The organism is Streptomyces sp. S.PB5, assembly GCF_030403745.1.
Classification (GTDB): domain Bacteria; phylum Actinomycetota; class Actinomycetes; order Streptomycetales; family Streptomycetaceae; genus Streptomyces.
In genome coordinates, this window is record NZ_JAQMWP010000029.1 from 1 (window position 1) to 19,878 (window position 19,878).

The 19,878-nt window shown below is 70.3% G+C and carries 21 protein-coding genes; 7 read left to right on the forward strand and 14 right to left on the reverse strand.

Annotated elements, in window-relative coordinates:
- Positions 1 to 142: 142 nt before the first annotated feature.
- Positions 143 to 703 carry a DUF6817 domain-containing protein gene (locus tag PH203_RS44520; RefSeq protein ID WP_289928133.1) on the reverse strand — a complete coding sequence of 187 codons (561 nt, stop codon included), beginning with the start codon at positions 701 to 703 and terminating at the stop codon, positions 143 to 145.
- 163 nt (positions 704 to 866) lie between these two features.
- Between PH203_RS44520 and PH203_RS44525 the strand changes: the two genes are divergently transcribed.
- Positions 867 to 1,757 (forward strand): LysR family transcriptional regulator, encoded by an 891-nt coding sequence (locus tag PH203_RS44525; protein WP_289928134.1) that lies wholly within the window; start codon positions 867 to 869, stop codon positions 1,755 to 1,757.
- 202 nt (positions 1,758 to 1,959) lie between these two features.
- Here PH203_RS44525 and PH203_RS44530 read toward each other — a convergent pair whose 3' ends face one another.
- Both PH203_RS44530 and PH203_RS44535 read right to left on the reverse strand, forming a co-directional pair.
- Positions 1,960 to 3,879 (reverse strand): long-chain fatty acid--CoA ligase, encoded by a 1,920-nt coding sequence (locus tag PH203_RS44530; protein ID WP_289928135.1) that lies wholly within the window; start codon positions 3,877 to 3,879, stop codon positions 1,960 to 1,962.
- Positions 3,880 to 4,143: 264 nt separating this feature from the next.
- Complete coding sequence (locus tag PH203_RS44535; RefSeq protein ID WP_289928137.1) at positions 4,144 to 5,415, reverse strand: acetyl-CoA C-acetyltransferase; 1,272 nt, start codon at positions 5,413 to 5,415, stop codon at positions 4,144 to 4,146.
- 108 nt (positions 5,416 to 5,523) lie between these two features.
- Here PH203_RS44535 and PH203_RS44540 point away from each other — a divergent pair, with 108 nt between their 5' ends.
- Both PH203_RS44540 and PH203_RS44545 read left to right on the forward strand, forming a co-directional pair.
- Positions 5,524 to 6,804, forward strand: a complete 1,281-nt coding sequence (locus PH203_RS44540) for a 3-oxoacyl-ACP reductase (RefSeq protein WP_289928138.1) — start codon at positions 5,524 to 5,526, stop codon at positions 6,802 to 6,804.
- Positions 6,804 to 7,640, forward strand: coding sequence for a MaoC/PaaZ C-terminal domain-containing protein (locus PH203_RS44545; protein ID WP_289928281.1), 837 nt, complete (start codon positions 6,804 to 6,806; stop codon positions 7,638 to 7,640). Before PH203_RS44540 ends, PH203_RS44545 begins: the two co-directional genes overlap by 1 nt.
- On the opposite strand, the gene PH203_RS44550 is transcribed toward PH203_RS44545, so the two are convergent.
- The 7 genes from PH203_RS44550 to PH203_RS44580 all read right to left on the reverse strand — a co-directional run bounded on the left by PH203_RS44550 (position 7,622) and on the right by PH203_RS44580 (position 12,462).
- Positions 7,622 to 8,272: a TetR/AcrR family transcriptional regulator gene (locus PH203_RS44550; RefSeq protein ID WP_289928140.1), complete on the reverse strand. Its 651-nt coding sequence runs from the start codon at positions 8,270 to 8,272 to the stop codon at positions 7,622 to 7,624. The two genes, PH203_RS44545 and PH203_RS44550, sit on opposite strands and share 19 nt — an antisense overlap.
- A 10-nt stretch (positions 8,273 to 8,282) precedes the next feature.
- Entirely contained in the window at positions 8,283 to 8,582 is a 300-nt protein-coding gene (locus PH203_RS44555) for a DUF4229 domain-containing protein (protein WP_289928141.1), read from the reverse strand.
- Between the two features lie 118 nt (positions 8,583 to 8,700).
- Positions 8,701 to 9,222 carry a GNAT family N-acetyltransferase gene (locus PH203_RS44560; protein WP_289928144.1) on the reverse strand — a complete coding sequence of 174 codons (522 nt, stop codon included), beginning with the start codon at positions 9,220 to 9,222 and terminating at the stop codon, positions 8,701 to 8,703.
- A 3-nt stretch (positions 9,223 to 9,225) separates the two neighbouring features.
- On the reverse strand, positions 9,226 to 9,867 hold the full coding sequence (locus tag PH203_RS44565; RefSeq protein ID WP_289928145.1) for a UdgX family uracil-DNA binding protein: 642 nt from the start codon (positions 9,865 to 9,867) through the stop codon (positions 9,226 to 9,228).
- Positions 9,868 to 9,967: 100 nt separating this feature from the next.
- Positions 9,968 to 11,131, reverse strand: coding sequence for an aminofutalosine synthase MqnE (gene mqnE / locus PH203_RS44570; protein ID WP_289928148.1), 1,164 nt, complete (start codon positions 11,129 to 11,131; stop codon positions 9,968 to 9,970).
- A 46-nt stretch (positions 11,132 to 11,177) separates the two neighbouring features.
- Entirely contained in the window at positions 11,178 to 11,633 is a 456-nt protein-coding gene (locus tag PH203_RS44575; RefSeq protein WP_289928149.1) for an Lrp/AsnC family transcriptional regulator, read from the reverse strand.
- A gap of 97 nt (positions 11,634 to 11,730) precedes the next feature.
- Positions 11,731 to 12,462 (reverse strand): UbiX family flavin prenyltransferase, encoded by a 732-nt coding sequence (locus PH203_RS44580; RefSeq protein ID WP_289928150.1) that lies wholly within the window; start codon positions 12,460 to 12,462, stop codon positions 11,731 to 11,733.
- An 80-nt stretch (positions 12,463 to 12,542) separates the two neighbouring features.
- Between PH203_RS44580 and PH203_RS44585 the strand changes: the two genes are divergently transcribed.
- Positions 12,543 to 13,145 carry a rhomboid family intramembrane serine protease gene (locus tag PH203_RS44585; protein WP_289928154.1) on the forward strand — a complete coding sequence of 201 codons (603 nt, stop codon included), beginning with the start codon at positions 12,543 to 12,545 and terminating at the stop codon, positions 13,143 to 13,145.
- On the opposite strand, the gene mqnP is transcribed toward PH203_RS44585, so the two are convergent.
- Positions 13,135 to 14,037 carry a menaquinone biosynthesis prenyltransferase MqnP gene (gene mqnP / locus PH203_RS44590; RefSeq protein ID WP_289928156.1) on the reverse strand — a complete coding sequence of 301 codons (903 nt, stop codon included), beginning with the start codon at positions 14,035 to 14,037 and terminating at the stop codon, positions 13,135 to 13,137. The genes PH203_RS44585 and mqnP overlap by 11 nt on opposite strands.
- Positions 14,034 to 15,491, reverse strand: a complete 1,458-nt coding sequence (locus tag PH203_RS44595; RefSeq protein WP_289928158.1) for a menaquinone biosynthesis decarboxylase — start codon at positions 15,489 to 15,491, stop codon at positions 14,034 to 14,036. The genes mqnP and PH203_RS44595 overlap by 4 nt, the downstream gene beginning before the upstream one ends.
- 87 nt (positions 15,492 to 15,578) lie before the next feature.
- Here PH203_RS44595 and PH203_RS44600 point away from each other — a divergent pair, with 87 nt between their 5' ends.
- Both PH203_RS44600 and PH203_RS44605 read left to right on the forward strand, forming a co-directional pair.
- The gene (locus PH203_RS44600; RefSeq protein WP_289928159.1) at positions 15,579 to 15,908 is read left to right on the forward strand and encodes a PLD nuclease N-terminal domain-containing protein; all 330 of its coding nucleotides are present in this window, start codon (positions 15,579 to 15,581) and stop codon (positions 15,906 to 15,908) included.
- Positions 15,908 to 16,822: a LysR family transcriptional regulator gene (locus PH203_RS44605; RefSeq protein ID WP_289928161.1), complete on the forward strand. Its 915-nt coding sequence runs from the start codon at positions 15,908 to 15,910 to the stop codon at positions 16,820 to 16,822. Before PH203_RS44600 ends, PH203_RS44605 begins: the two co-directional genes overlap by 1 nt.
- Here PH203_RS44605 and PH203_RS44610 read toward each other — a convergent pair.
- Positions 16,761 to 17,696: a DMT family transporter gene (locus PH203_RS44610; RefSeq protein WP_289928162.1), complete on the reverse strand. Its 936-nt coding sequence runs from the start codon at positions 17,694 to 17,696 to the stop codon at positions 16,761 to 16,763. The two genes, PH203_RS44605 and PH203_RS44610, sit on opposite strands and share 62 nt — an antisense overlap.
- Positions 17,697 to 17,865: 169 nt before the next feature.
- On the opposite strand from PH203_RS44610, the gene PH203_RS44615 reads away from it, so the two are divergent.
- Positions 17,866 to 19,272, forward strand: a complete 1,407-nt coding sequence (locus PH203_RS44615) for a cytosine permease (protein WP_289928164.1) — start codon at positions 17,866 to 17,868, stop codon at positions 19,270 to 19,272.
- On the opposite strand, the gene PH203_RS44620 is transcribed toward PH203_RS44615, so the two are convergent.
- The gene (locus PH203_RS44620; RefSeq protein ID WP_289928166.1) at positions 19,254 to 19,859 is read right to left on the reverse strand and encodes a hypothetical protein; all 606 of its coding nucleotides are present in this window, start codon (positions 19,857 to 19,859) and stop codon (positions 19,254 to 19,256) included. The genes PH203_RS44615 and PH203_RS44620 overlap by 19 nt on opposite strands.
- Between the last annotated feature and the right edge of the window lie 19 nt (positions 19,860 to 19,878).

A 19,878-nucleotide genomic window follows, 5' to 3' on the forward strand; every position in this document is an offset into this window, starting at 1 on the left:
ACTCGGCTCACGGAATCACGACACTGACCAAGAAGCGAGCGGCCCAACGGCAACCTCGCCAGCCGACGCCCACCCAACCCACCCAACCCACCACGACACCGCCGGCCCACCCAACCCACCCGACCCACCGCCCCCGTCCACATCACGCAACGGTCGGTCCAAGGAGTACGGCAACGCAGTCGTCCCAGGCCGGTTCGCTCAGGAGGGGGCGGAAGTGGGTGAACAGGGCCAGGAGGTCCGTGCCGTGGCGGGCGCGGAAAGTCGGGTCTTGGGTGGCGAGGTCGAGTTCGTTGGCGGCGGTGAGTTCGGCGAGGTCCTGGCGGAGGGGCAGGGCGGGGACATGTGTGCCGCCGGTGAAGCGGTCGTGAAAGGGGGCAACGGGGTTCGCCAGGGCGGGGTACGTCGGCTTGCGGTTGCAGCTTGCGTACGAGTACACGATCGCCTCCGCGTCCTCACCGATCGCGGCTACCAGGTCGGCGCGGCGGTCGAGTGAGAGCAGGGCCGTCGGGAAGCCGTCCGTGCCGTAGAAGGCGTGGCACAGGCCTGCCAGTTGGAGGGTGGGGCGGGCGTTCCAGGTGGTGAGGCGGGTTCGTACGCGGTGGAGATGGGTGAGGAGGGTTCCGCCCGGGTGGGGGATGCCCTCGGCGCCCAACTCCCGTAGCAGCGCGTCGGCTTGGGACATCGGGTCAGGTGCGATGGCCATGGGCGGCGTCCCTTCGGCTGAACTGAGTGGGTCGGCACCCGCTCCGTCCCGGGTGGGAGCGGGTTGCCGCCCGTCGGGTCCGGCCCTGGTTGATCGTCGTACGCCTCCTCCATCCAGTCAATCCTTGGGATTTACACACGAACCCAAGTGTTAGCTTGGGTCCATGACCCTCGATGACCTGCGTGTGTTCGTCGCCGTGTGCCGGGCCGGGAGCCTCAGCGCGGTGGCGCGGGAGCTGGGGTGTACGCAGTCCGCGGTGAGTCAGCATGTGAAGCGGCTGGAGCGGGAGACGGGCGTCGCGCTGGTGGAGCGGCAGCCTCGGGGCGTCGTGCCCACGCAGGCCGGGCGGGTGTTGGAGGCGGCCGCCGCCGAGGGGATCTCCGGGCTTGATCTGGCCGTGCGCCAGCTGCGGGATCTCGTCGACGGGGAGAGCGGGTTCGTCCGGGTGGCCACCGGGGCCACCACCGTGCGGCACTTCATGGGGGACGCCGTCGTGGAGTTCCGGCGGCTTCATCCGCGCGTGAACCTTGAGTTCCGTACGGTGAGTTCGGGGCGCGGCAGCTTCGACGCGCTCTTGGACGGAACGCTCGACCTGGCCTGGATCACCCTCGGGCCGCCCGTGCGAGGGGTTGAGCAGCGGGCCGTCGCCGAGTTGCCGTGGGTGCTCGCGGTGCGGGCCGATGATCCGTTGGCCGGGCGGGAACGGCTCGATCCGGGCGAGCTGGCCGGCGTACGGCTGATACGGCTGCCGCCCAACTCGGCGTCAGCTGCCCAACTGGACGCCACATGCGCGGAGTTGGGCATCCACCTGACCTACGACACCAATGTCGCCGACTGGGACACCGCCCTGCTGCTCGCCGAGTTGGGGGTGGGGCGGGCGGTCGTACCCGAGTTGTCCGGGCTGGCGAAGAGTGGGGAGCTGCGGCTGATTCCGTTGCCGGAGTTGCGGCCGCTGCCCGTGGGGTGGGCCGTGCGGCGCTGGGATGCGCTCAGTCCGTCGGCCCGGGCGTTCGCGGACCTGGTGGAGAGGTCGCGGCGGACGCCCGGGCGGTGACAACGCATCCCTACTGCGGGAAGGACGCCACCACCGGCAGCTCAGCCGCGCCCGTGCCCGTGATGCCGGAGCCCGCTCCCGGGAGCAGCCCGCTGCCGTTGCAGTAGTCGCCGGAGACCAGCAGGTCCTTGTCGCCGTCGCGGTCGATGTCGCGCAGGCGGACGAGCCGGCCCCCTCTCCCCCACCACCTGGTCAGCCTTCCTCAGCGCTCGTACAGTCCCTCGATCTCGCTGGCGAACTCCCCCATCACCGTCTCCCTCCGCAGCTTCATCGACGGAGTCAGATGGCCCTCCGCCTCCGTGAAGTCCCGCGGCAGCACCGCGAACCGGCGGATCGACTCCGGGCGGGAGACCAGCTTGTTCGCCTCGTCCACCGCCCGTTGCAGGATGGCCGTCAACTCCTCGTCGCCCACGAGGAGTTCCGCCGGGACCGGATGCTTGCCGTTCATCTGGCGCCAGTGGGTGATGCCCTCCATGTCGAGGGTGATGAGGGCGGCGACGTAGGGGCGGCGGTCGCCCACGACCATGCACTGGGAGATCAGGGGGTGCTGGCGGAGCCAGTTCTCCAGGGGGGCCGGGGCGACCGTCTTGCCGCCTGCCGTGATGAGGAGTTCCTTCTTGCGGCCCGTGATCGTCAGATACCCCTCGTCGTCGAGGCTGCCGATGTCGCCCGTCGCGAACCATCCGTCGGTCGATGCCGGGACCACTCCGCCCGCGTTGGGGTCCCAGTAGCCGCGGAAGATCTGGCCGCCCTGCAACAGGATCTCGCCGTCCGCCGCGATCCGGACCCGGGTGCCGGGGAGCGGCCAGCCCACCGTGCCCAGGCGGGACTTGAGGGGCGGGGTCACGGTCGCCGCGCCCGTCGACTCGGTCAGCCCGTATCCCTCGTAGATCGCCATCCCGGCGCCCGAGTAGAACGCGTGGAGGTTGCGGCCCAGCGGTGAGCCGCCGCTGATGATGTGGCGGACCCTGCCCCCCATGGCGTTGCGGATACGGCGGTAGACCAGGGGGTCGTAGAAAGTGCGGGCGGTCTTCAGTGCCGTGCTCGGGCCGCTGCCCGTGCCCGACTGGCGGGCCTCCATCGCCTCGCCGTAGCGGACCGCGACGCTCGCCGCGCGGTCGAAGGCGGAAACCCGGCCGCTGAGCTCCGCCTTGGCCCGTGCGCTGTTGAAGACCTTCTCCAGCATGTACGGGATGACGAGCAGGAAGGTGGGTTTGAAGCTCGCCAGGTCGCCCAGCAGGTCTTCGGACTTGAGGCTCGGGGCGTGGCCCAGGCGGACCCGGGCCCGGACGCACGCCACCGCCACCATGCGGCCGAAGACGTGGGACATGGGGAGGAAGAGGAGGGTCGCGAGTTCCTCGTCGGAGCGGGAGCGGAAGACCGGGTCGAGGAGCTCGATCGCGTTGTCGACCTCGGCGAGGAAGTTGCCGTGCGAGATCGCGCAGCCCTTGGGGCGGCCGGTGGTGCCGGAGGTGTAGACGACGGTGGCGAGGGTGTCCGGGCCGAGCATGCCCCGTCGTACGTCGATCTCGGCGTCGTGGATCGACTGCCCGAGCTCGCCCAGGCGCTCCACATGCCCCTTCTCGATGACCCACAGGTGCTTCAGGTCCGGCAGCCGGTTGAGCTCGGGGCCGAGCGCCGAGGCCTGGGAGACGCTCTCCGTCACGAGTGCCACCGCGCCCGAGTCCTGGAGGATCCAGCGGGTCTGGAAGACGGAGGAGGTGGGGTAGACGGGGACGGTCACCAGTCCGGCCGCCCAGGCGGCGAAGTCCAGCAGGGTCCACTCGTAGATCGTGCGGGCCATGACGGCGATACGGTCGCCCGGCTGAAGTCCCTCCGAGATCATGCCCTTTGCCAGCGCCAGCACCTGCTCCGCGAACTCGGCCGTGGTGATGTGCACCCAACTGCCGTTCTCGGCACGGCGGCTGAGGACCCGTTCCTCAGGGGCTGCCTCCGCGTTCTCGAACGGCAGGTCCGCCAGCGAGCCATGGGTCACGGGCGGCACGACCGGCGGGACCGACACCTCCCGCACGACGCCGTCCAGTCGCTTGATCTCCGGCTCCAGGAGTACGGGCGCGCCGTCGTAGTCGGTCGCGGAGACATAGGGCAGGGACGACGACATGGGCAGCTCCTGGGGCGCGCAGCGGAATACCGCTCTGCTGCTTAGGTACGCGCCGTGCGTACCCGGACGTTCACCGGTGGTGGGCGAGTTTGGGGGGTTACCGGCAGTTAGATGGCAGATCCTAGGAGGTGCAAGTGGCGAGTTTGTGTGAGTTCGGGGCGGCTCCGGGGCTGGCTCTGTGCAACCTCTGACGCAAAGTGAATCTTTGTCAGCTAGCCGTTACGGTCGTCCGGAATGCGCAAGCCGGCGCCGTCACGGTCACGGTCACGGCCGTTCGAGGATCGCCGTCACTCCCTGCCCGCCCGCCGCGCACACCGAGATCAGCCCCCGCCCCGAACCACCCTTCTCCGCAAGGAGCTTGGACAGGGTCGCCACGATCCGTGCCCCCGTCGCCGCGAAGGGATGGCCCGTCGCCAGCGACGACCCCGCCACGTTCAGCCGTGCCCGGTCCACCGGTGCCAGCCCCGCCTTCTCCCACGCCGCCAACGTGGCCAGCACCTGGGACGCGAACGCCTCGTGCACCTCCACGAGGTCGAAGTCGCCCATCCCCAGCCCGGCCCGTTCCAGCATGCGCGGGACGGCGTGGGCGGGTGCCATGAGTAGACCGTCGTCGCCGTCGACGAAGTCCACGGCCGCAGTCTCGTACGCCGTCAGGTAGGCGAGCGGTTCGAGCCCCCGCGCCTGCGCCCACTCCTGCGACGCCAGCAGCACGACCGCCGCGCCGTCCGTCAGCGGGGTCGAGTTCCCCGCGGTCATGGTGGGGTTGGGCCCGCCGACCCCGAACACCGGCTTCAGTGAAGCCAGTTTCTCGACCGTCGACCCCGGCCGCAGGTTCTGGTCCCGCTCCAGCCCCCGGAACGGCACCACCAGGTCCTGGAAGAAGCCCCGCTCGTAGGCCGCCGCCAGCCGCTGGTGACTCGTCGCCGCCAGTTCGTCCTGGGCCTCGCGCGAGACGCCCCACGCCCGTGCCGTGACGGCCGCGTGCTCACCCATCGACAGTCCGGTGCGGGGCTCGGCATTGCGCGGGATGTCGGGGACGAGGTGGGAGGGCCGCACGCGGGCCAGTGCCTTCAGGCGGCCGCCCACCGACTTCGCCCGCCGCGCCTCCAGCAGGATCTTCCGCAGGTGGTCGTTGACGCCGAGCGGGGCGTCGCTGGCCGTGTCCGCGCCGCCCGCGATCGCCGACTCGGTCTGGCCGAGCGTGATCTTGTTGGCGGCGGCGATGACGGCCTGGAGGCCGGTCCCGCAGGCCTGCTGGATGTCGTAGGCCGGGGTCGTCGGGGCCAGTTTCGAGCCGAGGACCGTCTCGCGGGCGAGGTTGAAGTCGCGGCTGTGCTTGAGCACCGCGCCGGCGACGAACTCCCCGACGGCGCCCGGTCCTTGGAGGCCGAAGCGCTCCGCCAGTCCGTCCACGACCGCCGTCAGCATCTCCTGGTTGGAGGCGGTGGCGTACGGGCCGTCCGAGCGGGCGAAGGGGAGGCGGGTGCCGCCGATGATCGCGACGCGCCGTGCCACCGGGGGCTGAAGAAGGCTCATCTCGACCTGCTCCTCATGTGTGACATAGGATTACCTCCGGTAACCTTACTCCAGAGTAAGAAGCTGGAGCGAGACGTGAGAGACAGCACCGAGCGGGGGAGACGGCCCATGCCCGACCGTTATCTGAGCTTCACCGGCACCGCGCCCGGCCGCTTCCTGACCCGCCGGCTCGGCCTGCCCCAGCCCGCGCCCCTGCGCCGCTGGTCACCGGACCGGCCCACGCTCGACGGATCCGACGCCCTGTTCCTCACCGCGGGCGAGCCCGCACCGGAGAACACCGGCACCCCCTCGACCGCCACCCCCTCCGCGGTCGTCCTCGACGCGACCGGCGTCCGGGATGTCGACACGCTGGCCGGTGTGCACGCGGCCCTGCACCCCGTCGTACGCTCGGTCGCCGCGAGCGGCCGGATCGTCGTGCTCGGTGCGCCCCTCGACCCCGCCGATCACCACCAGGCCGCCGCCCAGCAGGCCCTGGAGGGCTTCACCCGGTCGCTCGGCAAGGAGATCGGCCGCGGCAGGACCGTGAACCTCGTCCGGCTCACCGACCGGACGGCCGCCGAGTCGACCCTGCGCTTCCTGCTCTCCCCCAAGTCCGCGTACGTCAGCGGCCAGGTGATCGAGGTCGGCACGGCACAGCCGGTCACCGTCGACCAGGACCGCCCCCTCGCCGGCCGTACCGCCCTGGTCACCGGCGCCGCGCGGGGCATCGGTGCGGCGGTCGCCGAGACACTGGCGCGGGACGGGGCGCGGGTCGTCGTACTGGATGTGCCGCAGGCCAAGGACGAGGCGCGGGCGCTCGCCGGGAAGCTGGGCGGCAGCGCCCTCGCGCTCGACATCACCGCCGCCGACGCGGGCGAGCGGATCGCCGCCGAACTCGGCGACGGCCTCGACATACTGGTCCACAACGCGGGGATCACGCGGGACCGCCGACTGGTCAACATGCCTGCGGACAGATGGAGTTCGGTCCTCGACGTCAACCTGGCGAGCGTGCTGCGCACGACGGACGCGCTGCTCTCCGCCAAGGCGCTGAACGAGAACGGCCGGATCGTCGCCACCGCGTCCATCGCCGGTCTCGCCGGGAACGCCGGGCAGACCAACTACGGGGCCGCGAAGGCGGGTGTGGTGGGCCTGGTCCGCTCGCTGGCCCCTCGCGCGCTCGCCGAGCACGGAGTGACGGTGAACGCCGTCGCGCCCGGGTTCATCGAGACCCGGATGACCGCCGCGATCCCCCTGTTCATCCGCGAGGCGGGCCGCCGGATGAACTCCCTCGCCCAGGGCGGGCTGCCGGTCGACGTCGCCGAGACCACCGCATGGCTCGCGCACCCGGCCTCGGGGGCGGTGAACGGGCAGGTCGTCCGGGTCTGCGGGCAGAGTCTGCTGGGGGCATGATGACCGTCGTCCTGACCGAACTGCCCTCGCTGGTCCCGCTGTTCGCCCGTGGCGCGCTGTTCTCCGCGGTCAAACGGCCCCGCCCGGACGCCGAGTTCCCGCACACCCGGCTGGTCCTGCCCGGACTGCGCATCGACCTCGCCCGGCTGGCGGCGTACGAGCGGGTCTGCGGGTTCGCGACCGGCGACGACGCGCTGCCGGTGACGTATCCGCATGTGCTCGGCTTCCCGCTGGCCATGCGGCTCATGAGCGCGCGGGACTTCCCGCTGCCGCTGCTCGGTCTCGTCCACACGTCCATCGCGATCACTCAGCGGCGGCCGCTCGCCGCCACCGGGGAGTACGAACTCGCCGTGCACGTCGACGGGTTGGCGCCGCACCGGCGGGGCACCGAGGCGGGAGTGGTGACCGAGATACGGGCCGGCGACGAGATCGTGTGGGAGTCGCGCAGTACGTACCTGGCGCGGCACGGGAGCTCCGCGGGCGCCACGTCTCCCGAGAAGGGCGATCCGCTGCCCACCGTCGCCGAGTGGCGGCTGGCCGGGGACGTGGGCCGCCGTTACGCCGCCGCGTCCGGTGACCGCAACCCCATCCACCTCCACCCGCTGACCGCCCGCCTGTTCGGCTTCCGGCGGGCCATCGCGCACGGCATGTGGACGGTCGCGCGATGTCTGGCGGCGCACGGGACACCCCAAGAGGCCCAGGTGCGGGCGGAGTTCAGGGCGCCGGTGCTGCTGCCGGGGTCGGTGACGTTCGGGGCGGAGGGCGAGCGGTTCGAACTGCGGAGCGGAGAGGACCGCGTCCACCTCACCGGAAGCGTCTACCCGCTCACGTCCTGAAGGACCCAGGGCCGGCCCTCCATCAGGTTGCCGAGGCCGGCCCAGGAGAAGTTCATCAGGGTCGCCGCCGCCTGCTTGGCGGTGACGCCCGGGGTGACGTTCGCCCAGGCGGCGAGGGACTCGGCGGCCCCGACGAGCGCCTCGGCCAGCCCGGCGACCTCGCGCTCGGGCAGGTCGGGGTCGCGGTGCGCCTCACGCGCGGCGACCACGATCAGCTGGGTGACGAACGCGACGATCTCCTCCCGCATCGCGGCGACCTCGGCGGCGAAGGGCTCGCCGTGGGTACGGGCCTGGAGATGCAACACCGACCAGCCGTCCGGGTTCTGCGCGGTGTGCGTGAAGAACGCCAGCAGTCCGTCCCAGAGTTGGCGGTCCGCGGGCTGGTCGGTACGGACGCCGGAGCGCACCGCCTCGGTGAGCGCGAGGGCCTCCCGGCGGATGCAGGCGGTGAAGAGGTCTTCCTTGGAGTTCAGGTACAGATAGACCAACGGCTTGGAGACACCGGCGAGTTCGGCGATCTCGTCCATCGATGCGGCCATGTACCCGCGGCGTCCGAACGTCGCCACGGCGGCGTCCATCATCTGCTGTTCGCGGACCGCACGCGGCATCCGCTTGGTCTTCACGGCACCCATGAGGGCAAGACTAAGACGTCTGCCCCTGGGCACGCGCCGCGTCGTCGGCGACATCCTCCTGGTTGCGGCTGGCTTCCAGGTTGGACTTCATGCGGTCCACGCGCTCGGCGACCTGCACGGAGGCCCGGTCGCGCTCCTTGCGGAGGGCGACGAAACTGATGGGGGCGGAGATCACCAGCGAGAGCAGGACGATCCACATGCCGTTGGAGTCGCCGAGGCCGCGCGGGGCGACACCGGCGTAGACGAGGCCCCAGACGACCACGAGGCAGCCCACGAAGATCCCGAGGCGCATCAGTGTGTAGCGGAGCATCTCAATCCACTCTTCCGTTCCGACCTGACAGTTTCCCGCCGAATGTGCTCGAAGGGTGCCTTCCAGTGAAGCACGGCCGGTATGCGATCTTGCAGGGGGTACGCCCCACCGGTCCGGCTCAGGTCAGGGGCAGCCACATCATGATGTCGTCGCGGTAGTCGTCGGCGGCCACCCGCAGACCGCCCGGGACCCGGCCGACCTCCTTGTAGCCGGCGGAGGCGTAGAACCGCTCCAGGCCCAGCCCGCCCCGGCAGGTCAGCTTCAGCGCCTCCAGGCCGAACGTGCGGGCGTGCGTCTCGACCTCCGCCAGCAGGGTCCGCCCGTGACCGCCGCCCTGGAGGGCCGGATCGACCATGACGGTGTAGAGCCAGGCGTAGTGGCTCTGAAGGCGGTGGGCGTTGAAGCCGAAGAACGCGGTGGCCCGCAGCCGGCCCTCCTCGTCCAGCCCTGCGAGCAGACGGTGCCGTCCGGCGGCGATGGACTCCGCGTAACGGTCCGTTTCCGGACGGACCTCCTCGTACGTCGTCGTACCGGGGAACCCGACCGCCCCGCCCGCGTTGTTCACGGCCACCCAGAGCTGGGTCAGCTCGTCGAGGAGGGCGGGGGTGAGGGTGGGGTCCAGGCGGTACGTGAGCTCCATGAGTCACGAGTCTAGGACGCGGGCCGCCACCCTCAGATCGGAGACCAGCCCCTGGTACGCGGCCTCACGGTCGTCGGAGCGGAGCACGGAGGAGGGGTGCACGGTGGCGACCAGCCGCTCCTTGCGACCGTGGATCTCCCGCTCCAGGACGGTCCCTCGCTCCTGGGTGACACGGAACGCGGAACCGAGCAGCGCCTTCCCGGCCGTGGCGCCGAGCACCACGATCAACTCCGGTTCCACGACGGCCAGTTCCGCCGCCAGCCAGGGCCCGCAGGCGGTCATCTCACGGAGGGTGGGCGCCTTGTGGATACGGCGCTTGCGGGGCTCGGCCCGAGTGAACTTGAAGTGCTTCACCGCGTTGGTGACGTACGCGTCGCCGGGGTCGATACCGGCTTCCGCGAGGGCCCGGTCGAGGAGTTTCCCGGCGGGCCCGACGAAGGGCTTGCCCTGCCGGTCCTCCTGATCGCCGGGTTGCTCACCGACGAGCATGACGCGGGCGTCGGCTTTCCCGTCCCCGAACACGGTCTGGGTGGCGTCGAGGTGCAACGGGCAGCCCCGACATTCGGCGGCGGCGCGACGGAGTGCGGGGAGGCCGCCGCGGCGCGGGACGAAAGGCTCCGCTGAGTAGGCGCTCTCGGAAGGCACGCTGTCCGAGTACCCACCCAGGGGCGCGGGACCGCATCAATTTGCGGCTACCGCCGCGCGGGCGCGACCAGCCCCCACTGCCCGCGCCCGACCGACAACCTCACACCCGCATCGGCTGCGGCGACTCCCGACGCACCGGATCCGGACCGTCGTACTCCCGGATCACCTCGTACCGCGTGTTCCGCTCCACCGGCCGGAACCCCGCGTCCCGGATCAGGTCCAGGAGATCTTCCCGCGTCAGCTTGTTCGGCGTGCCGTAGTTGTCCGCGTCGTGGGTGATCTTGTACTCGACGACCGAGCCGTCCATGTCGTCGGCGCCGTGCAGCAACGCGAGCTGCGCGGTCTGGACGCCGTGCATGACCCAGAAGACCTTGACGTGCGGGACGTTGTCGAAGAGGAGCCGGGAGACCGCGAAGGTCTTCAGCGCCTGCGCGCCGGTCGCCATCTGCGTACGCGCCTGCAGCTTGTTGCGGACCTTGCCGTCCTTCATGTCCACGAAGTCGTGCTGGTAGCGCAGCGGGATGAAGACCTGGAAGCCGCCGGTCTCGTCCTGGAGCTCACGCAGCCTGAGGACGTGGTCGACGCGGTGCCTCGGCTCCTCGATGTGGCCGTAGAGCATGGTGGAGGGGGTCTTCAGACCCTTCTCGTGCGCCAGGCGGTGGATGCGCGACCAGTCCTCCCAGTGGGTCTTGTGGTCGACGATGTGCTGGCGGACCTCCCAGTCGAAGATCTCCGCGCCGCCGCCGGTGAGGGACTCCAGTCCCGCGTCGATGAGCTCGTCGAGGATCTCCGACGCCGACAGCCCGCTGATCGTCTCGAAGTGGTGGATCTCGGTCGCGGTGAACGCCTTCAGCGACACGTTCGGAAGCGCGGCCTTGAGCTCCCGCAGGGAACGCGGGTAGTAGCGCCACGGGAGGTTCGGGTGCAGGCCGTTGACGATGTGGAGCTCGGTGAGGTTCTCGCTCTCCATCTCCTTGGCGAGCTTCACCGCCTCCTCGATGCGCATCGTGTACGCGTCCTTCTCGCCCGGCTTGCGCTGGAAGGAGCAGTAGGCGCAGGACGCCGTGCACACGTTGGTCATGTTGAGGTGGCGGTTGACGTTGAAGTGGACGACGTCGCCGTTCTTACGGGTCCGCACCTCGTGCGCGAGGCCGCCGAGCCACGCGAGGTCGTCAGACTCGTACAACGCGATGCCGTCCTCACGGGTCAGCCGCTCGCCGGAGCGGACCTTCTCCTCCAGCTCGCGCTTGAGCCCGACGTCCATGACTTCACCTTTCTACGACAGCCCGACCAACCGTACGCCCATACCCTCACACCTCTTCGGGCAGCTCTCCGACCCGGTTCTCCCACTTCGTGGAGAGCACGATGGTGGTACGGGTCCGGGACACGCCCGTGGTCCCGCTGAGCCGCCGGATGATCTTCTCCAGACCGTCCACGTCCGCGGCCCGCACCTTGAGCATGTACGAGTCGTCGCCGGCGATGAACCAGCAGTCCTCGATCTCGCTGAGGTCCTTCAGCCGGCGGGCCACGTCCTCGTGGTCGACGGCGTCGGAGAGGGAGATGCCGATCAGCGCGGTGACACCGAGGCCGAGCGAGGCGGAGTCGACCGTGGCGCGGTAGCCGGTGATGACACCGGCCGCCTCCAGCCGGTTGATGCGGTCGGTGACGCTGGGTCCCGACAGACCGACGAGGCGCCCCAGCTCCGCGTACGAGGCCCGGCCGTTCTCCCTCAGGGCCTGGATGAGCTGCCTGTCCACCGCGTCCATGCGATCGAAGCCTTCCGCTGAAGAGTTCCCGAAGTGCTGATGAGAAGTGCTGGTGAGAAGTGCTGCTGAGAGGTACTGCGACTTGCTCAGATGACGTTCACGGCGTGTGGGTTCCGTCGGCTCCGCCGCCTCCACCGCCGAGTTCGCCCTTCCAGCGGCGGTAGAGCCGGTGCTCGACGCCCGCCGCGTCCAGGACCCGTCCGGCGACGAAGTCCACGAGATCCTGGATGTGGGTCGCCCCCGCGTAGAACGCGGGCGAGGCCGGTACGACGGTGGCGCCCGCGTCGTCCAGTGTCACGAGGTGGCGGAGGGTCTGCCCGTTCAGGGGGGTCTCCCGGACGGCCACGACCAGTTTGCGTCCCTCCTTGAGGGTCACGCTCGCCGCGCGCTGGAGCAGGTCCTTGGAGAGCCCGAGGGCGACACCGGCGACGCAGGCGGTCGAGGCGGGCACGATCAGCATCCCCTTCACGGGATACGACCCCGAGGACGGCCCCGCGGCGAGGTCCCCGGCGCTCCAGTACCGCACCCGGTCGCCGTCGCCGTCGCCGTCACCCTCGCCGTCGACATCCACGTCGTACGCGCCGGGCTTGCCGTCGGCCCCCCTGGTCAGCCACTCCCGCAGGTCGTCCCGCCAGTGTGCGTCCCGGAAGGAGATCCCGGTCTCGTCCAGCAGGGTGAGCCGCGAGGCCCGGCTGACGACGAGGTCGACACTCTCGCCCGCGTCGAGGAGGGCGCGCAGCACGGACGCGGCATACGGGGTGCCGGAAGCACCGGACACCCCTACGATCCAAGGCGTACGCCGCGTCTCTCCTGGCTTGACTGGGTTCACAACCCCGAGCCTATCCGGCGTCGCGGGGTGGGAACCGGTTGAGGGGGCCGGGCCGTTCTCCTGAGGGGAAGGGGGCGGTCATGACGAGTGGCGGAGTGCAGTGGTCGCGGGGCGACCGGGCGAAGGCGGCGGCCAGGCTGATGCTGGGCTGGGTCGCGCTGCTGTGGCTGCTGGAACTGGTGGACGTGGCGACCGGCCACGCCCTGGACGGCCTGGGCATCACCCCTCGCGAACCGTCCGAACTGATCGACGTGATCCCGGCGTCGTTCATCCATTTCGGCTGGTCCCACGTGGCCGCGAACACGGTGCCGCTGCTGGTCATGGGCTTCCTGGCGGCACTGGCCGGCATCCGCCGCTTCCTGGCGGTCAGCGCGCTGATCATCGTTGCCGACGGCCTCGGCGTCTGGCTCATAGCCCCGTCCCACACCAACACGGCGGGCGCCTCGGGCCTCATCTTCGGCCTCTTCGGCTTCCTGCTGGTCAGCGGCGTGGTCGAGCGACGCCCGCTCGGCATCCTGGTCGGCCTGCTGGTCGGCGCGGTCTGGGGCAGCGCGATCCTGACGGGCCTGGCGCCGACACAGTCGGGGATCAGCTGGCAGGGGCATCTGCTGGGGCTGGCCGCGGGGGTGGCGGCGGCGTTCGTGTTCCGGCGCCGGGCCGCCACCGCAGCGCTCACACCGTGAGTCCGCGCACCAGCAGATCGAGCAACGCACACACGAACAGGGCAATCCCGATGAACCCGTTGACGCTGAAGAACGCCCGGTTCAGACGGGACAGGTCGTGCGGGCGGACGATGTTGTGCTCGTACACGAACGCGCCCGCGACGATCATCAGGCCCACCCAGAAGAAGCCGCCCGCGTCGGTCGCCACCGCGTACCAGACCAGGAGGCCCATCGTCAGGGCGTGGCACACCCGTGCGCCCCAGATCGCCGCCGGGATGCCGAAGCGGGCCGGGACCGACATGACGCCGACCTCGCGGTCCGTCTCGACGTCCTGGCAGGCGTAGATCAGGTCGAAGCCGCCGATCCAGATGCCGACCGCGAGGCCGAGGATGACGGCGTCCCAGGACCAGGAGCCGGTGATCGCCAGCCACCCGCCGACCGGGCCCATGGCCTGGGCGAGGCCGAGGATGGCCTGCGGGAAGTTCGTGAACCGTTTGCCGTACGGGTAGACCACCATCGGGATCACCGCGACCGGCGCCAGCGCCAGGCAGAGCGGGTTCAGCAGCGCCGCCGAGCCCAGGAAGATCACGACCGCCACCAGCGCGCCCGTCCAGGCGTGCTTCACCGACATCGCGCCGGTCACCAGCTCACGGTGGGCCGTGCGGGGGTTACGGGCGTCGATCTCGCGGTCGATGATCCGGTTGACCGCCATGGCGAAGGTCCGCAGACCGACCATGCAGATCGTCACCAGGAGCAGCCGGCCCCAGTGGATGTTCTTGTCCCACTGGAACATGGCCGTCAGCGCGGCGATGTACGCGAAGGGGAGCGCGAAGACCGAGTGCTCGATCATCACCAGGCGGAGGAACGCCTTGGTGCGTCCTGGCTGCGGGATCGCCGCGGAAGCGCTGCTCACAGACCGTACTCCTTCCAGCGGCGGTCCACCTTCGCCGCCGTCTCCGGGTCCGACAACACCATGTCCGGCCAGCCGCCGTCACGGGTGTAGCCCTCCTCGGGCCACTTCTTCGTCGCGTCGATCCCCGCCTTGCCGCCCCAGAACTGCTGGTAGGAGGCGTGGTCGAGATGGTCGACCGGACCTTCGACGACCGACAGGTCGCGCGCGTAGTCCGTGTTGCCCAGCGCCCGCCACGCGACCTCGTGGAGGTCGTGGACGTCGCAGTCGGAGTCGACCACCACGATCAGCTTGGTCAGGGACATCATGTGGGCACCCCAGATCGCGTGCATCACCTTCTGGGCGTGCTTGGGGTACTTCTTGTCGATCGAGACGATCGCACAGTTGTGGAAGCCGCCCGCCTCGGGCAGGTGGTAGTCCACGATGTCCGGCACGATGATCTTCAGGAGCGGGAGGAAGAAGCGCTCCGTCGCCCTGCCCAGCGGGCCGTCCTCCGTCGGCGGGCGGCCGACCACGATCGACTGGAGCAGCGGGCGCTTCCGCATCGTCACGCAGTCGATCTTCAGCGCGGGGAACGGCTCCTGCGGGGTGTAGAAACCGGTGTGGTCGCCGAAGGGGCCCTCCGGCAGCATCTCCCCCGGCTCCAGCCAGCCCTCGATCACCACCTCCGCCTGCGCCGGCACCTGCAGCGGCACCGTCTTGCAGTCGACCATCTCGATCCGCTTGCCCGCGATGAACCCCGCGAAGAGGTACTCGTCGATGTCACCGGGGAGGGGGGCGGTGGAGGCGTACGTCACGGCCGGCGGGCAGCCGAACGCGATCGCCACCGGGAGGCGCTCGCCCCGCCGGGCCGCGACCTGGTAGTGGTTGCGGCTGTCCTTGTGGATCTGCCAGTGCATGCCGATCGTGCGCTTGTCGTGGCGCTGGAGGCGGTACAGGCCCAGGTTCCGGATGCCGCTCTCCGGGTCCTTGGTGTGGGTCAGACCGAGGTTGAAGAAGGAGCCGCCGTCCTGCGGCCAGGTGAAGAGGGCGGGGAGCTGGTCGAGGTCGACGTCGTCGCCGTGCAGGACCACCTCCTGCACGGGCGCGTCCCCGGACTTCACCTTCTTCGGCGGTACGTGCGTCATCGCGCCGAGCTTGCCGAAGGCCTCGCGTACGCCCACGAAGCCGTGCGGGAGTTCGGGGCGGAGCAGTCCGCCGATCTTCTCCGAGATCTCGGCGTACGACTTCAGGCCCAGCGCCTTCAGCAGGCGGCGGTCGGTGCCGAAGACGTTCATCGCGAGGGGCATCGCGGAGCCCTTCACGTTCTCGAAGAGCAGCGCCGGGCCCCCGGACTTCTGGACCCGGTCGACGATCTCTCCGACCTCCAGGTAGGGGTCCACCTCGGCCTTGATGCGCTTGAGGTCGCCCTCGCGTTCCAGGGCCCTGAGCAGGGAGCGAAGATCGTCGTAAGCCATGGGGTCAAGTATCCCCGAGCGGCTACCCTGGGCCTGAACCCGGGGGCCGTGCCCCCGGCCCGACGACTGTTTCGCTGGAGAGGGCCCATGCTCCGGGTGCTGATGTTCCTCGTGCCACTGGCGCTGAGCGTGTACGCGTTCATCGACTGCATCAGCACGAAGGAGGAGGACGTCCGCCACATGCCCAAGCCGCTGTGGGCGATCCTCGTGCTGCTGTTCCCCCTGGTCGGATCGATCTCCTGGATGATCGCGGGCAAGAAGCGCAGCCCGGCCGCCGAGGGCTGGTCAGGGGTGCGGGACCGCGGCGGTCGCGGCGGCCAGTGGGTCGCACCCGATGACAACCCCGACTTCCTTAAGTCGCTGGGCGAGGACAACAAAGAGGACAACAAGAAGGACGAGGGCCCGAAGGACAGCTGATGGAGCTGCGGCTGCTGGTCACCTTCGAGAAGGTCGCGACCGTCGGAAGCTTCACCCGGGCCGCGGCCGAGCTGAGTTACGCCCAGTCGAGCGTGACGAGCCAGATCCGGGCCCTGGAGGACTCCCTCGGCACGCCCCTCTTCGACCGGCTCGGCAGCCGTATCCGGCTGACGGAGGCCGGTGAGCGGCTGCTGCCCTACGCCCGGCAGATCATCGAGCTGAGCGAGGAGGCCCGGGCGGCCGTCGTCGACGCGGAGGAGCCGTCCGGCGCGCTCGCCGTCGGGACGATGGAGTCGCTGACCTCGTACCGGCTGCCGCCCCTCCTGGAGCTCTTCCACCACCGCTACCCGAAGGTACGGCTCTCCCTGCGCACGACCCTCGGCGACGAGACCCGGCAGGCGCTGCGGCAGGGGACGTACGACGTCGGCTTCCTGATGGAGCCGGAGACCGAGCACGCGGGCCTGGAGAGCCGGGTGCTCGCGCCGGAGCCGCTGGTGCTGGTCTCGGCGCCCGGTCATCCGCTGGCCGGCCAGGCCCCCGGGCTGAAGACCGAGGACCTCGCCGAGGTCCAGCTCGTCGGCACCGAGCCCGGCTGCCCCTACCGCGACCTCTTCGAGTCCGAGCTCGCCCACCGCACCGGCACCCCGCCCCCCTTCATGGAGTTCGGCACGATCGAGGCGACCAAGCGGGGGGTGGCCGGCGGGCTCGGTATCGCGCTGCTCCCGAGGGTGACCGTGGGCGCGGAGTTGGCGTCCGGGGCGCTGGTCCAGCTGCCGTGGGAGCCGCCGTTCCAGCTGTACACGCAGGTGGCGTGGCGGGCGGGGAAGCGCCTGCCACGCCATCTGACGCTGTTCATCGAGGCTGCGGTGCGGCTGGTGCGGGAGCAGGCGCGGGAGCAGACGGACGGGTCATGACCGTGCGGGGCGACTGCTTCGCGAGGGTCACCTTCAGGCTCGCCAGCACGATCAGCGGGACGCCCAGCGCCTGCACGAGACCGATGTGGTGGCCGTACACCGCCCAGTCCATGACCATCGCGACCGCCGGGTAGACGAAGGCGAGGACGGCGATCTTCGAGACCGGCAGCTGGGCGTAGGCCGCGTACATCAGGACGTACATCACGCCGGTGTGGATGAAGCCGAGTCCGACCAGCCAGCCCCAGTCCGCGCCCGTCCCGGCCATCGCCCCGAAGTCGGCGAAGGGGAGCAACAGGGGGATGCCGACGAGGACTTGGACGAGGGCGACGAGGTGCGGGCGTACGCCGGTGACGCGCTTGGTGACGAGGGTGGAGAGGCCGTAGAGCAGCGCGGCCAGCAACGCCTGTCCGACCCCGAGGAGATACGAACCACCGCCGGTGAAGTCCCCTGGCGTCACGCCCGACACGAGGATCAGCCCGGCGAAGGCCAGCGCGATCCAGCCGACCTTGGCCGCCGTCAGACGCTCACGGAAGAGGAGGGCGCCCAGCAGGACGACGTAGAACGGCTGGGTGTGGTAGACCACGGTCGCCACGGAGATCGACGTGTTCTCGTACGACTCGAAGAGCAGGACCCAGTTGAAGACGATGAACACCCCGCCCAGGACGGCGAGTCCGAGGGTGCGCGGGGTGAAGCCGTGGTCGCGGAGCCAGCCTCGGGCCAGGACGTAGCCGCCGAGGGCGAGGGCGCCGAACAGGACGCGGAAGAAGACGACGTTGAAGGGTGAGGCGCCCGACTCGACGACGAAGACACCGAGGGTGCCGGAGAGGATCATCGCGGCTGTCAGCTGGGCGGTGCCCTTGCTCTCTGAGGTCATGTCCAAGAAGCTACGAGCGGGCGTCGGTGCTGGTCCACGCGCCAGTGGGGCGTCCTGCCGATGGCCCCATCGGCCCCGCCGATGCGTGCAGGTTGTACGCCGGCGAGCCGCCCGATGCGGACAATGCGCCTCTGTGCCCCAACCATCGGGAACCGGACACTTGGCTCGTATGACGACTGCTCCGGCCGGTCCCGCCACGGCCATCGCCCCCGCATACGGTGACAAGGTCATCGCCGTCGAGACGGCCGGCTCGGAACCGATCCCGGACTCCGAGCGCCACGGCAGCCCGCTCCAGCTGCTGTGGACCTGGGCCTCTCCCAACATCGAGTTCGCGACCGTCTACATCGGCGTGATCTCGGTCCTCTTCTTCGGCCTGAACTTCTGGCAGGCGACCGCCGCGCTGCTGCTGGGCACGGGGCTCGGCGCGCTGACGCACGGCATCCTGTCGCTGGACGGTCCGCGGTTCGGCGTACCGCAGATGGCGATCGGCCGCTTCTCCTTCGGCTACCGGGGCAATCTGCTGCCGTCGGGCGTGAACGCCCTTGTCGCGGGCGTCGGTTGGTTCGCGGTGAACAGCGTCAGCGCCGCCTTCGCGCTGAACACCCTGACGGACCTGCGGCCGCTCCCGTCCCTCCTGATCGTCGTCGTGGCCGAGATCGTGATCGGCTTCATCGGCCACAACTTCGTCCACGTCTTCGAGAAGTACGCGTTCCCGGCCCTCGCCGTGATCTTCCTGCTCGCCGGTGTCTGGACCTTCAAGGAGGCCGACCTCGGCGGCTCCGGCGGGGGCGGCGGCATCGGCGGCTTCCTGCTGGCCTTCAGCGCGGCCTGGGGTTACGCGGCGGGCTGGAACCCCGGCGCCTCGGACTACTCGCGCTATCTCCCGCGTACGGCGAACCGGCTGAAGACGGTCGTCTACCCGGCCGTCGGCCTCTTCGTCTCCATCGCGATCGTCTCGGTCATCGGCGCGGCCTCGGCCACGATCGTCGCCCCCGAGGGCGCCACCCCGACGGCCGCCTTCACCGGCCATCTCCCGGGCTGGCTCAGCGACTTGGTGCTCCTCGCCATCATCCTGGGCGCGGTCTCGGCGAACGCCCTGAACGTCTACTCGTCCGCCATGTCCATCACCTCACTCGGCCTGAAGCTCCCGCCGTGGCTCGGCCGCAGCGCCATCGTCGTGCTGTGCGGTCTCGCCGGTACGGCGGCGGCGTGGGCGTCGCTGGCGGACGCGGGGCACGCGTACGAGGCGTTCCTGCTGGTGATCGCGTACTGGGTCGGACCGTGGCTCGGGGTCGTGCTGGTCGAGCGGTGGCTTCAGTCCCGCACCCCGGACGAGGTGCTGGCGGCCAGGATCACCGACCGCACCTTCTCCAACTGGCCCGGTATCACCGCCCTGTTGGCCGGCATCGCGGTGTCGGTCCCGCTCTTCTCCAACCAGGAGAAGTACGTCGGCTGGGTGCCGGAGAACTGGCCGTCGTTCGGTGACATCACCTGCCTGGTCGGGTTCGCGGTGAGCGCGGGACTGTACGCGACGCTGCGCAAGCGCGACAGGACGGATCAGCCGACGTCCGCGTGAGCCTGTCCGACGCGCTCCACCCTGATGTACCGGGAGCCGAACTCCTTCTCGACGAGCGGTTCGGCCTTCTTCGGGTCGTCGACGCCGACCCGCACGAACCCCCGTTCGTCGACCCCGACTTCACGGAGCTGGAAGGTGCCGTCCCAGCGGTACATGTCCTCGCTGATGCGGTCGGCGAGGGCGTCGAGGGTCTTGCGGTCGACGTCGGCGGGGTGGAGGCGGAGCTTCACGCCCTTCTCGGCGGCGTCGCAGACGGCCGCGTCGAAGAGGTCGTCGGGGATGCGCCAGACATCGGCGGCGTTGGCGTCCTCGTCGACGCTCATGCCGGTGAAGACGGCGGAGTGCTCGCCCGCGGTCAGCTTGTCGAGCCGGACGAGGGTCCGCTCCAGCGGCGGCTCCTCGGGGTCGGCGTCCGGGGGCGCCGGGCGGGTGCCGATGCACCAGTCCTCGGCCGGGGGCGAGTGAGAGCCGCTCGCGACGACGTCCACGTCGGCGTGCCCGGTCTCCAGCTCGTCGATGTACAGCGCCGCTCCCACCACCACACCGGCGGTGACGACGGCGGCCGCGATCCAGCGTCGGTTCGTCATGTGACGGTGACGCCGGAAG

Coding starts and splice junctions, on each gene's coding strand:
- PH203_RS44520 (WP_289928133.1), bottom strand. CDS start 703: ATGGCCATCGCACCTGACCCGATGTCCCAAGCCGACGCGCTGCTACGG.
- PH203_RS44525 (WP_289928134.1), top strand. CDS start 867: ATGACCCTCGATGACCTGCGTGTGTTCGTCGCCGTGTGCCGGGCCGGG.
- PH203_RS44530 (WP_289928135.1), bottom strand. CDS start 3,879: ATGTCGTCGTCCCTGCCCTATGTCTCCGCGACCGACTACGACGGCGCG.
- PH203_RS44535 (WP_289928137.1), bottom strand. CDS start 5,415: ATGAGCCTTCTTCAGCCCCCGGTGGCACGGCGCGTCGCGATCATCGGC.
- PH203_RS44540 (WP_289928138.1), top strand. CDS start 5,524: ATGCCCGACCGTTATCTGAGCTTCACCGGCACCGCGCCCGGCCGCTTC.
- PH203_RS44545 (WP_289928281.1), top strand. CDS start 6,804: ATGACCGTCGTCCTGACCGAACTGCCCTCGCTGGTCCCGCTGTTCGCC.
- PH203_RS44550 (WP_289928140.1), bottom strand. CDS start 8,272: ATGGGTGCCGTGAAGACCAAGCGGATGCCGCGTGCGGTCCGCGAACAG.
- PH203_RS44555 (WP_289928141.1), bottom strand. CDS start 8,582: ATGCTCCGCTACACACTGATGCGCCTCGGGATCTTCGTGGGCTGCCTC.
- PH203_RS44560 (WP_289928144.1), bottom strand. CDS start 9,222: ATGGAGCTCACGTACCGCCTGGACCCCACCCTCACCCCCGCCCTCCTC.
- mqnE (WP_289928148.1), bottom strand. CDS start 11,131: ATGGACGTCGGGCTCAAGCGCGAGCTGGAGGAGAAGGTCCGCTCCGGC.
- PH203_RS44575 (WP_289928149.1), bottom strand. CDS start 11,633: ATGGACGCGGTGGACAGGCAGCTCATCCAGGCCCTGAGGGAGAACGGC.
- PH203_RS44585 (WP_289928154.1), top strand. CDS start 12,543: ATGACGAGTGGCGGAGTGCAGTGGTCGCGGGGCGACCGGGCGAAGGCG.
- PH203_RS44595 (WP_289928158.1), bottom strand. CDS start 15,491: ATGGCTTACGACGATCTTCGCTCCCTGCTCAGGGCCCTGGAACGCGAG.
- PH203_RS44600 (WP_289928159.1), top strand. CDS start 15,579: ATGCTCCGGGTGCTGATGTTCCTCGTGCCACTGGCGCTGAGCGTGTAC.
- PH203_RS44605 (WP_289928161.1), top strand. CDS start 15,908: ATGGAGCTGCGGCTGCTGGTCACCTTCGAGAAGGTCGCGACCGTCGGA.
- PH203_RS44610 (WP_289928162.1), bottom strand. CDS start 17,696: ATGACCTCAGAGAGCAAGGGCACCGCCCAGCTGACAGCCGCGATGATC.
- PH203_RS44615 (WP_289928164.1), top strand. CDS start 17,866: ATGACGACTGCTCCGGCCGGTCCCGCCACGGCCATCGCCCCCGCATAC.
- PH203_RS44620 (WP_289928166.1), bottom strand. CDS start 19,859: ATGACGAACCGACGCTGGATCGCGGCCGCCGTCGTCACCGCCGGTGTG.